Origin of the sequence: Streptomyces inhibens (genome assembly GCF_003389455.1) — a bacterium.
In the GTDB taxonomy this organism is placed as follows: Bacteria; Actinomycetota; Actinomycetes; order Streptomycetales; family Streptomycetaceae; genus Streptomyces; species Streptomyces inhibens.
Window position 1 is genome coordinate 1 of sequence record NZ_QUAC01000167.1, and the last position, 10,736, is coordinate 10,736.

At 66.1% G+C, this 10,736-nt stretch carries 9 protein-coding genes and 4 pseudogenes; 7 read left to right on the forward strand and 6 right to left on the reverse strand.

The genetic code is table 11. The annotated features are described in order from the left end of the window. The first annotated feature begins 119 nt into the window (after positions 1-119). Positions 120-1,382: a threonine--tRNA ligase gene (gene thrS, locus DY245_RS21160; RefSeq protein WP_128508819.1), complete on the forward strand. Its 1,263-nt coding sequence runs from the start codon at positions 120-122 to the stop codon at positions 1,380-1,382. 12 nt (positions 1,383-1,394) lie between these two features. Here thrS and DY245_RS47885 read toward each other — a convergent pair. Further along, positions 1,395-1,607 (reverse strand): annotated as a pseudogene (locus DY245_RS47885) (site-specific integrase); the annotation flags it as partial. On the opposite strand from DY245_RS47885, the gene DY245_RS44520 reads away from it, so the two are divergent. Continuing rightward, entirely contained in the window at positions 1,585-1,851 is a 267-nt protein-coding gene (locus DY245_RS44520; RefSeq protein WP_181923795.1) for a hypothetical protein, read from the forward strand. The pseudogene DY245_RS47885 and the gene DY245_RS44520 overlap by 23 nt on opposite strands. Here the strand turns inward: DY245_RS44520 and DY245_RS21170 are convergent. Continuing rightward, positions 1,794-1,925: pseudogene (locus DY245_RS21170) on the reverse strand (IS30 family transposase); the annotation flags it as partial. The gene DY245_RS44520 and the pseudogene DY245_RS21170 sit on opposite strands and share 58 nt — an antisense overlap. A gap of 78 nt (positions 1,926-2,003) precedes the next feature. Here DY245_RS21170 and DY245_RS21175 point away from each other — a divergent pair. Continuing rightward, entirely contained in the window at positions 2,004-2,291 is a 288-nt protein-coding gene (locus DY245_RS21175; RefSeq protein WP_128508820.1) for a hypothetical protein, read from the forward strand. A 28-nt stretch (positions 2,292-2,319) separates the two neighbouring features. On the opposite strand, the gene DY245_RS44525 is transcribed toward DY245_RS21175, so the two are convergent. Then, on the reverse strand, positions 2,320-2,862 hold the full coding sequence (locus DY245_RS44525) for a nucleotidyltransferase domain-containing protein (RefSeq protein ID WP_181923793.1): 543 nt from the start codon (positions 2,860-2,862) through the stop codon (positions 2,320-2,322). Between the two features lie 53 nt (positions 2,863-2,915). Continuing rightward, a pseudogene (locus DY245_RS46540) lies at positions 2,916-3,113 on the reverse strand (IS5-like element IS4811 family transposase); the annotation flags it as partial. A 574-nt stretch (positions 3,114-3,687) separates the two neighbouring features. Here DY245_RS46540 and DY245_RS21195 point away from each other — a divergent pair. The 3 genes and pseudogenes from DY245_RS21195 to DY245_RS48350 all read left to right on the forward strand — a co-directional run. Further along, complete coding sequence (locus tag DY245_RS21195; protein ID WP_128508821.1) at positions 3,688-4,335, forward strand: chloramphenicol phosphotransferase CPT family protein; 648 nt, start codon at positions 3,688-3,690, stop codon at positions 4,333-4,335. A 217-nt stretch (positions 4,336-4,552) separates the two neighbouring features. Continuing rightward, positions 4,553-5,176: a histidine phosphatase family protein gene (locus DY245_RS21200; RefSeq protein WP_128508822.1), complete on the forward strand. Its 624-nt coding sequence runs from the start codon at positions 4,553-4,555 to the stop codon at positions 5,174-5,176. Between the two features lie 215 nt (positions 5,177-5,391). After that, positions 5,392-6,837 (forward strand): annotated as a pseudogene (locus tag DY245_RS48350) (ISL3 family transposase); the annotation flags it as partial. Between the two features lie 65 nt (positions 6,838-6,902). Here DY245_RS48350 and DY245_RS21215 read toward each other — a convergent pair. After that, entirely contained in the window at positions 6,903-7,802 is a 900-nt protein-coding gene (locus DY245_RS21215) for a DUF3626 domain-containing protein (protein ID WP_128508825.1), read from the reverse strand. Between the two features lie 468 nt (positions 7,803-8,270). Continuing rightward, entirely contained in the window at positions 8,271-9,425 is a 1,155-nt protein-coding gene (locus DY245_RS21220) for an FAD-dependent oxidoreductase (protein WP_244943176.1), read from the reverse strand. Here DY245_RS21220 and DY245_RS21225 point away from each other — a divergent pair. Next, on the forward strand, positions 9,424-10,149 hold the full coding sequence (locus tag DY245_RS21225; RefSeq protein WP_128508826.1) for a TetR/AcrR family transcriptional regulator: 726 nt from the start codon (positions 9,424-9,426) through the stop codon (positions 10,147-10,149). The two genes, DY245_RS21220 and DY245_RS21225, sit on opposite strands and share 2 nt — an antisense overlap. Positions 10,150-10,736: the final 587 nt, after the last annotated feature.

Below are 10,736 nucleotides of genomic sequence, written 5' to 3' on the forward strand. Positions count from 1 at the left end.
CCGCCGAGCAACGAGCCGCTACCGCTGGGACGGCCGACCCACCACCCGACGCCTCAAGTGATCCATTTGCCGGTCGGCCTTAGTCAAAAGCCCCGGGGCGAGTGCCCCGGGGCTTCGCCTTGCGGTCACTCGCCCGATGTCCGCGAGGAGACGCCATGCATGACCACCGCAAGCTCGGCCGCGAGCTGGACCTGTTCGACACCAACCCGCTGATCGGCGCGGGACTGCCGTACTGGCTGCCCGACGGCGCGGCCGTGCGGCACACCCTGGAGGAGTACATTCGCACCGCCGAGCGGCGGGCGGGCTACCGGCACGTGTACTCGCCGGTGCTCGGCAAGCGGGAGCTGTACGAGATCTCGGGTCACTGGTCGCACTACAGCGACGACATGTTCCCCCCGATGGACGTCGGCGGTGAGCAGGTCGTCCTGCGGCCGAGTCTGTGTCCCCACCATGCGGTGATCTACCGCTCCCGCTCCCACAGCTACCGTGAGCTGCCCCTGCGCATGGCCGAGCTGGGAGGCATGTACCGCTCCGAACTCTCGGGCGTGCTCGGTGGACTGACCCGGGTGCGGGCCATCCAGCTGAACGACGCGCACATCTTCTGCACCCTGGAACAGGTTGCCGAGGAAGCACAGGCCGCCCTGGAGATGATCCGTCAGGCGTACCAGGCACTTGGCATCACCCCGACCCGCTACCGGCTCTCCCTCCCGGGCCCCGGCGGGAAATACGTCTCTGCCCCCGAGATGTGGCAGCGGTCCACCGCCCTGCTGACCGATGTCCTCGATCGCTCCGGCCTTCCCTACGAGGCAGCCGAGGGAGAGGCCGCGTTCTACGGCCCCAAGATCGACGTCCAGGTCACCGACGGCGCCGGCCGGGAGTCCACCCTGTCCACCGTCCAGGTCGACTTCCACCAGCCCGAGCAGTTCAACCTGCACTACATCGGCGCGGACGGCGCGAAACACCGGCCGGTCATGGTCCACCGCAGCATCATCGGCAGCGTGGAGCGAGCCGTCGCCCACCTCATCGAACAGCACGGCGGTGCCTTCCCCGCCTGGCTTGCCCCCACCCAGCTGGTGGTACTCCCGATCTCCGAAGCCGAAATGTCAAACGCCATAGGGCTCGCCCGGCGATGCACCGACCTTGGGCTTCGGGCCGAGATCGCAGGACCGGAACGCGGCACCCTGGGCGCCCGCATCCGGGAGGGCCGCCTTGTGCCCTACCAAGCCGTCATCGGCGCCAAGGAAGCAGCCAACGACCACGTCGCCCTGCGTCTGCGTGACGGACGCCGCCTCGACCCGCAGGCCGTCGGCGACGTCCTCACCCACATCGGCGCTCTCATCAATGCCCACAGCACCGACCTGTGGGACAGCTCTACCTCGTAGCAGGCAACAAGATCAGCGCCTGCTGTCGCCCGGCGCGAGGAGGCTGGTGATCTCCGTTATGGCTTCCGGGGAGGGTTCGAAGTAGCGGCGGACGTTCTCCGGCTTCTTGTGCCTCGACTTCGCCATCAGCATCAGAAGACTCGCTCCTGCCGTGCCGAGGTGAGGCAGAGAGGAGTGGCGGTACTCGTGCAGGTCCCAACCCATGCCCGGACCGCGCACCGCCGACGGCGACACGGACGATCTCCAGTCCCTTGCGACCAGCGACAGCAGCGACAGCGAGACCCGCAAGACGGCCGCCAACTGGGTCAAGGGCTTCCAGGAAGCAGCCGGCGGGAAGGTATCGGTCGACTTCTACGACGAGGGATCGCAGCGCCAAGTCGTCGTGCTAGGTGTGCCGGGACAGGTCGGTGCCTTGGGGAAGTACTGTCGCAGCAGGCCGTTGGTGTTCTTGTTGGGGTCGCAGAAGTAGACCTGGACCTTGGTCGCGACGGTGAACGCGTGGTGAGAGGCCATCTCGACGCCTTGGTCCCACGTCGTCGGTCGGGATCCGGCGGGCCAGATTCCCGGCCAGATGCTGGGCCTCGTACGCTCCCTCGATCACATGGGCCTAGGGTGCACACCATGAACGTCTCGAACAACATTTCGCCCGGTGCGCAGCTCCACGGGACCGTCATCCAGGCCAGCCAGGTAGGCGGCACCCGCGTCCCTTCGATCGACACCACCAGGATGGCCGCGAAGCTCGCGCAGAAATTGGACCAGGAGGGACCTCTGCTCGCTCTGACGACTGCGGGGCAGGCCGAGGCAACCATCAGGCTCCTTGCATTGGTGGCCGAAGATCACCCCCCGCTCGCAGACGTGGCGGATAGGTTGGCCGAAGACCTGCAAGCCCGCCTCGACGCGCACAAGTAGCCCAGCAGGCGGAGCAAGGCCCCACCAACTAGGGCTCCACGCGAATGGTCAGTAGGTGTTTTTCAACCTGCCGAGATCCCCCGTGGCAGGTGGCATCGGTGACACTGGCGCTGGTGTGGAGGGTGTCGCGTTCGGGCCCGGTCAGGGGATCTGGGCCTGCTGCCAACAGGGCTTTGGCCTCTTGGCGAAGCGCCTCGACATGGCCGTTGGGGTCGTGGAGAACGAGGGAATCAGCGAAGAGGAAGAGAGCGGTCGCCCTGCGCGTCGTGCGGCTTTCCGCGAAGGCAGTTCGCAGGTCGGAGCGACTGTTGCGGAAGACCTCGGCCAGGAAGTCGTCGTGACGAAGCACCTCACGACGTCTCATGCCGTGATCAGGGAGAAGGACTGTGATGTCGAGGTCACTGTTGGGAGTGGCCTGACCGCGTGCGGCCGAACCGCCCAGCACCGCGCCGATCGCTTCCGGATAGCGCGGGGAAATGAGTCGGCCGACCGCACGGACGTCTGCCGCTGCCTCGTCGGAGCCGAGCCGGAGGCCTGACATTCCTGTATGGGGATGCGGCTGGGGATTCATGGCCGTCATCGTGCCAGGTCAGGCCAGGACCGCATCGTCCAACTGTCGGTACGAGGGCCTTTGCGAGTCGAGCGCTTGGTCATCACCGTGATGAGAGCCCAGTTCAGGTGGGCTTCGCTGTGTTGAGGTGGACGCTCGTGGTCTCGGACGTTTCGGCGGGCGTTCATCAGCCGGCCGATCGTGCGCTCGACCTTCCATCGTCGCGGCAGAACAACGAAGCCTTTGGCTGTCCGTGGCCGGGCGACGGTCCGCGCCGGCCCACCCCGTCAGACACCACAACCCGGATCCTCCAGCCAGCTGGACCTCACGACCAGAGTTCAAAAGCACCCACTCAGCTTGACTCTGTCGGGGATCTTGGAGTTTCCCGGTGCGCCAGCGTGATCAGTGGGCATGCTCGGGGCTGTTTCGAAGACCGATGCAGTTGTCGAGGTGTCCGTTGTCGCTCCGTCCCCGTTCCGGTGAGCAAGTCCCGTCTCTGACCGCGCAGATCGCACGGGCGAGCAACCCGGGCGGTACGACGGCGATGTGGGTGAGAGACCGGCTGGACGGGCTGTGGCGCGATGAGGACTTCGCAGGCTGGTACCCGCGCGACGGACACCCCGGTGACTTCGTTCACTTTCGTCAGCAGCATTTGTCTATGGGTTTGAGCAGCAGACGGCGGTCGACGGGCCGGTGATTGTTCACGAGAAATGAAGGCATGTTGGCGGTGGTGCTGCTGCCGTGGAAGCGAGGACTGTTCGTTGTGCCGTAGGGCCGGCGGCCAGTAGGTTTGTGCCGTCAAGATCGAGTGGTCTGGAGCCTGTGAACGATGCGAGAGCACGTACGATGACGAATCCGACGTCTCGGTTCGAGGGACTGGCCAGCTCACCGGCGTCCGAGCAGGCAACCGGCGGGCTGATCATCTTTTTGAACGGCACGTCGAGCTCGGGCAAGTCGAGCATCGCCAGGGAGCTTGTCGGAGTCCTTGACGAGCCGTGCTTTCACATGCCCGTGGACGCGTTCCATGCCATGCGATCAGGACCTGAGATGACCCCGGACCAGCTAAATGCCGTGCTCAAGCGCACCTGGATGGGGTTTCACCGTGCGGTCGCGGGCATGGCTGCAGCAGGCAACAACATCGTGGTGGACCACGTCTTGAGCGAGTCGTGGCGCCTCCACGACTGCCTGGCTCTGTTTGCCCCTCAGGCTGTCGTCCTCGTCGGAGTGCGTTGTCCTTTGCCGGAGTTGGAACGTCGGGAGCAGGCGCGTGGTGATCGTCCGGCAGGCTTGGCTGCCCGCCAGTTCGACCGCGTCCATGCCCACGGTATCTATGACGTCGAGTGCGATACCGGCAGTTCGAGCCCGGTCGAGTGCGCTCGGGAGATCAAGGAGTTCCTTCGTCGGCGGACGACCCCCACTGCGTTTGAACGTATGAGGTCAGGAAGTCCCGCCCGACCCGCGGTGGGGCGAGACCAAGCTTCTTGGTCGTCGTGACCTGGTGCTTGTGAGAACGGTAAGTCGCCGCTCGGTAGTCCTGACGTGAGTCAGCTTGCTGCGTTTTCTTCGGCGCGTGCGCGGGTGCTGGCGAGACGGTAGGAGTCGCCGACGGATGCCTCTGCACGATGCGTCCGTCGACGGCGGAACCACATGGCGCATGTCGGCGTCCGTCCAGACGTTTGCAAGGTCATGAACTCGGACGGAGGGCTCGCCCATGACTGGAACAGCTGCCCGCTACCTCTACCTCACGAGGCACGGTGAAGCTTCACCGGACGAGAGCAAGCTGACGGACGACGGCCGCCGCCAGGCCGTATTGCTTGGCGAGCGGCTTCAGCACGCTCCTCTCCAAGCCATCCACCACGGCCCGCTCCCGCGAGCCGAGCAGACTGCCCAGTTGATCTGCGAACAACTCGACGGCGTTCCCTTGCAGCCGTCCGAACTGGCCGGCGACTACATCCCCTACATGCCGCAGCGAGAAGAGCTGCCGTCGGAATCGGCCGACGTCATGCTCGGCCACCTGTCCCAGTTCCCGGCCGACGAACGCGAAGACGGGCCTGAGCTGGCCAAGGCAGCTCTCGCGCAGTTCACAGGACCTGTCGACGGTGACGAGCCTCGCCACGAACTCGTCGTCACCCACAACTTCCTCATCGGCTGGCTCGTCCGAGCCGCCCTCGACGCTCCGAAATGGCGCTGGATGGGCCTCAACCACGCCAACGCCGCGCTGACCGTCATCCGGTACGCGCCCGGCCGACCCGATTCCGTTCTCTTCTACAACGACACAGGACACCTTCCCACTGACCTTCGCTGGACCGGCTTCTCGCCCGACCTCCACGTCTGAGGACAGCGCCCCCCGATCGCACTGGCAGTCACCAGACGAAGATCCAGTGACGGGGCCGGGGCTGACTCGTCAGCCCCGGCCCCGTCAAATCTCGGGTTCTGGCTCACTTTTCGTGAAGCCCGCACGCTGAGTGACGTCTGGCCGTTGTGGTGGCTTCCGGAGGTTGCCCGAAAATGATCAGCTTCCGGCTTGGTGCGGCTGACAGTTCGAGCCGGATTCACAGCTCCTATCTGCGGTTTCCCGCCGACGTTCCCAGCGCGGGCAGGAGGGTGCGGCTTTGTCTGCAGGTTCGCCGGTTCACCTGTGAGAACGCATGGTGTGAACGGCGGACATTCGTCGAGCAGGTGCCGGGGTTGACCCGGCGATACGGCTGGTGGACCGAGCGCCTGCGGTCGATGCTGACCGAGGTCGGTCTCGCGCTTGCGGGTCGGGCTGGTGCCCGCATGGCGCGGGTTCTCGGCGTGTCCGTCAGCCGCAGTACGGTGCTGCGGCTGGTCGACGCCCTCCCCGAGCCGGATGCGCTGGCCACGCGGGTGGTGGGTGTCGATGAGTACGCCATGCGCAAGGGCTGCGTCTACGGGACCGTGTTGGTCGATGTCGAGACCTGCCGTCCGGTGGACTTGCTGCCCGACCGGGAGGCGTCGAGCCTTGCCGCATGGCTGGCCGAACGGCCCGGGATCGAGGTCATCTGCCGCGATCGCGCTCCCTTCTTCGCGGAAGGCGCCACCACCGGGGCGCCTCAGGCGGTGCAAGTGGCCGACAGGTGGCATCTCTGGCACAACCTCAGTGAGGCTGCCGAGCGATGTGTTGCTGACCACCGCAGCTGCCTGCAGGTCGTGGTGCCGGAACCGGCCAAGGCCCAGAGCTCCCCTGAACCCGCAGAGCCCGAAAGCCCGTCCGGATCGCCCTGGCCAAGCGGTCATCGATTCGCCGACCGCACCCGCGCCAAGCACGCCACTGTCCATGCCCTGTTGGCCTCCGGTCACAGCCGACGAGCGATCGGTCGCCAGCTTCGTATGACCCACCGCACCGTCAAACTCTTCGCTGACGCGGCATCGCCGGAAGACCTGTTCCGTGGGCAGTGGCAGGGCCGGCCGTCCAAGCTCGACAAGTTTCAGCCCTATCTGGATGACCGCTGAAATCAGGGCTGCACCAACGCCTGGTCGCTGTGGGAGGAGATTGTGCCGCTCGGCTACATCGGCAGCCACCAGCGCGTCCGCGCCTGTATCCGAGCGAAGCGTCTCTCACCCGATCCGGTCACTGCACGTCCGCCGTCACCGAGGGTGGTCTCAGGATGGATTCTCCGACGGCCCGAGACTCTCACCGAGACCGACCAGCTCAGGCTCAAGGCGGTCCTGGTCCACTGCCCGGAGCTGGATGCCCTCACCGGCCACGTCCGGTCCTTCGCTCAGATGCTCACCGAGCGCCAGGGCGAACGGCTCCCGCAGTGGCTCGACGCCGTCCGACAGGACGACTTGCCCAACCTTCACACCCTCGCCGCAGGAATCAACCGCGACCGCGACGCCGTCATCGCCGGCCTCACGTTGCACTGGAACTCGGGCGTCGTCGAAGGGCACGTCAACCGGATAAAGATGCTCAAGCGCCAAATGTTCGGACGCGCCGGATTCTCGCTTCTTCGCAAGCGCGTACTCCTTGCATGAGACACATCTTCAAGGGGACCAGCGCATACAGCCACTACTGATCGACGTTTCGGTGGCGCAGGTCATCAACTTGCAGATCCCAGCGGACAGCACATGCTGACCAGACTGGTGCGCGCGGAACCCTCACGGGGTGGCGAACCGAAACGTGCCAAGCAGTGCCAGACCTTCTTGAGCGCCTGCGGGTCGTAGCGACCTGTGATGGCGGCATCTCCGATGATCCGGGGATTGAGGTATTCGTCGACCGCGATCTCAGCAGCCAGATCGACGTACTCCTGTCCCCGGTAGTCCGGGTGACGCTGCAGATGAGCCATGTTGAGCCGGAAGCCGCGATGCCACTCGATGAAGCACGGAAGCTGACGGGCGGCGGCTTCCACGGCTGTTCCGCGATAACTGGGATCCAGGACCAGCGCCTCCACGTCCCGGTCGAGTCTGACGGGTCCGTGGATCTGCGCCTCGATGTGGCCATCCAGACTGTCGAGTCCCTCAGCCTCGGCCAACTCGATGAGCGAGAAGTGAGCGGCGACGCCGAAGGCCGAGGGTTCGGTGGAGCTGTCCGGGTAGCAGAACGTGGCTCGCGCGAGGGTCTCAGCTGCGAGCCTGAAGTACGAGGAGCCGAACCGTGGTGCCCCGCCAACAGGCTCGGGCCGGAAGTTCAGTGCGCCGTAGACGGGGCGTTCGTCAGCGGAGGCATGGTCGTAGGCGCCCCCGAAGATGCGGCTTTCCCAGCGCCACCGGTCCCCACCCGCGTGGGCGGTCAGGCCACCGTTGCTGGTGCCGGTCACGAACTGCGACCGGTAAAAGCCGTCCGCCGCCATCCTGAGAAGGATCGGGTCGTTTCCCGCCATGCGGTCGGGGTGAAAGTTCATCGTCAGCTGCAGCCGGGGGTCGAGCGGTCCTCCCGAGGACATGGTCGCAACATGACGCAGGGCCTTCTCCTGCAACGACCAGGCGGTGTCGGCACTCATCCGTGCAGTGTGCACAAACGTCGCCCCCACAACACCTGAATTCAACCGGCTACCACGTGAAGTGCCGCGGTCTTCGATGCCGAAGCTGGTGTGGCGGCCACCGCAACGCACCTCATGCCGTGGCACCCGGGGGGCTGCACAACACTCATGTCGGCGTACGGCTAAGAGTGCAGAGCGGCGTACGCCAGGAAGTACACAGCAGCGATTGACATCTACAGGAGCGCAGGAGCGGCCATAAGAGTCCAGCGACTACGGGAAGTGACGGCAAGCTGCCGCGACAGCGTCCGGATTTGCNAGCGACTACGGGAAGTGACGGCAAGCTGCCGCGACAGCGTCCGGATTTGCCGGTGAGCGGACATCTGATCTTGCAGGGTCGGGGCCGCCTGATCCGGGCGGCGATCTGAAAAGTTGCGGGTGTCTGTAGAGGAGGTTCGCGCGTTCGGCCTCGATCGACTGCACAGCGCGTTCTCAGTCTGCGGGTGCCGGTTCGGCGGGCCGGGCCGTGAAGAAGCGGATGATGTCTTGCGCTGCGGTTGGGGATAGCATCATCGCCTGGACTCGTGCGGACATTTCGGCGATCGGGTGAGTCCTGGTGAACATTGCCTCCTCGTACGTCCGGATTGCCGAGTCCGGGTCGGCGGGGTTGGCGGCGAGTCGGCCGGCGAGTTCGGCGGCGTCGAGCATGGCCTGGTTGGCGCCCTCGCCGGCCGGCGGCATGAGGTGCGCGGCGTCGCCGATGAGGGTGATGCCCGGCCGGCTGGCCCAGCGCGTACCGATGGGCATCGCTTCGATCGGGCGCGGCGTCGGCGCGCTGTCGCCGGCCTCGATGAGTGCGGTGAGGCGCGGGTCCCAGCCACCGAACATGTCCAGCAGAGCGTGCTTACTGCGGTATGTGTCGATGGGGCGATCGTCTGCGCGCAGCGAGATCCCGACACGTAGGCTGCCGTCGCCGAGGCGTTGCGCTGCCAGGATCTGGTTTACGCCGACGCACCACAGGTTCCCGGGGCCGACCAGCTCGGCGAGATCGGGATGGCGCCGGTCGACGTCTTCGATGTTCAGCTCTACGAGGGTGGCCACATAGGACAGTTGGACGTCGGTCAGCAGCGACCGGACGACTGAGCGCGCGCCGTCCGCGCCGATGAGGATGTCGCAGCCGGTTCGGTGGCCACCATGGAACGTCAGTTCCCAGCCCCCGTCAGGTCGCGGGGTCGCCGCGACAAGCCGGTGCCGCCAGACAACCGTGTCGCCGGGGAGGGAATCGAGCAGAAGATCACGCAGTGCGCTCCGGTCAATCTCGGGACGTCCGGAGAATGAGCCAGGTTGCGGCTCATGGTGTACCAGGGTCCGTCCGGTCGGGTCGACGATGCGATGTTCCTCGCCCTCGGGCCGCGCCTCCGACCGGAACCGGCCGGCGAGACCCGCCTCGGCCAGGGCCTGTTGCCCGGACTCCGGGTGCAGGTCGAGCGCGCCGCCCTGCGGCCGCGCGGATCGGCTTGCCTCGCGCTCGTACACCACCGCATCGACGCCGTGCTGATGCAGGATCCGTGCCAACGTCAGCCCGCCAAGGCCGCCACCAGCGATCGCAATGCGCATTCTTACCTCGTTACCGTACACTGTCTTCATGGATACACCGTACGGTAGCGAAACGTTGCCCGTTTGGGAACGGCCCGAACCTCAGCCGCGGGCGGCGCCGGTGCCGTTGAGCCGCGAGAAGATCGCCGCTACGGCGATCCGGCTTGCCGACGCGCACGGCCTCGACGGGCTGTCGGTCCGCAAGATCGCCAAAGAACTCGGTGTCGGCCCGATGCGGCTCTACGACTATGTGATCAACAGATCCGAACTGCTCGATCTGATGGTCGACGTCGTCTATGCCCGGATCGCCGAGGCCGGCCAGCACTCCGCGTGGCGCGCCACGGTACTGGCCATCGCCCACGCGACCCGCGATGCCGCCCTTGATCATGAGTGGTTTTCCGACCTGCTCGGCGGAAGGCCACACTTGGGACCTCACGCGCTCGCCGTGGGCGAAGCGACCGCGGCGGCGCTGAGCCAGGCCCCCGGCGTGCGCGGCATCGACGATCTCCAGCGGGCTTTGGGCGCCCTCAACGCCTTCATCATCGGAGCGGTCCGCAGAGAGGTCACCGAGCGACGCACCGCCCGTTCCACCGGCACCGATGAAGCCGCCTTTCAGGCCAGCCTCGGCCCCTACCTCACCCGCATGTTGAAAACCGGCAGGTACCCCACCGTCGCCCGGCTCGTCATCGACGGCGCCCACCTCAATGCCGAGGAAACCTTCAACCACAACCTGACCACCGTCGTGGACGGCATCACCAGCCGACCCCGCACGTGACCGACTGCTCTGCGGCCAGTGGCCGGCTGGAAGCCGATGCGCCTTGATCAGGCATCCGGATCTGCCGCGATCCGAGTGCGGCCGGACTCTACCGATAACTCAGCGTGAGTAGCGGAAGCGTGCTGCCGGGTCGGCGCGCTAGGCGTCCTGACCTGTGTACGTCTGGCGTACCTGGCTCTGCATCGGAACCCGTACGCCGACAACTCACAGTGACAGGCCCACACAATCTGAGCCCGAACCAAATCTCGTGAACAAATCCGCACACCTTGATCGACAGTTGCTGCTCGAACTCATCAACAAACGCTGCCCGTGGAAGTGAACGAAGCCATCAGGCGCTTACGCTCGCAGCCGACGCCAGTTCGCGCACGCCCGCTGCTCGGGGATGCTTGGACTGCAGCTCGGTGACGATGGTGCGGATCGCGGGCCGGTCGCGTACCTCGCTCGGCGAGACGCGCGCGGCCGACAGGAGCTCGGCGGCCGCCTGTTCGGCCTTGCCCCACTGGGAGGCCGACTACGCCAAGTGCGGCCCCTGCAGGCCGGGCTCGAACTGCCACTAACCCGTCACTGACGATCAGGCCCAGGGACGC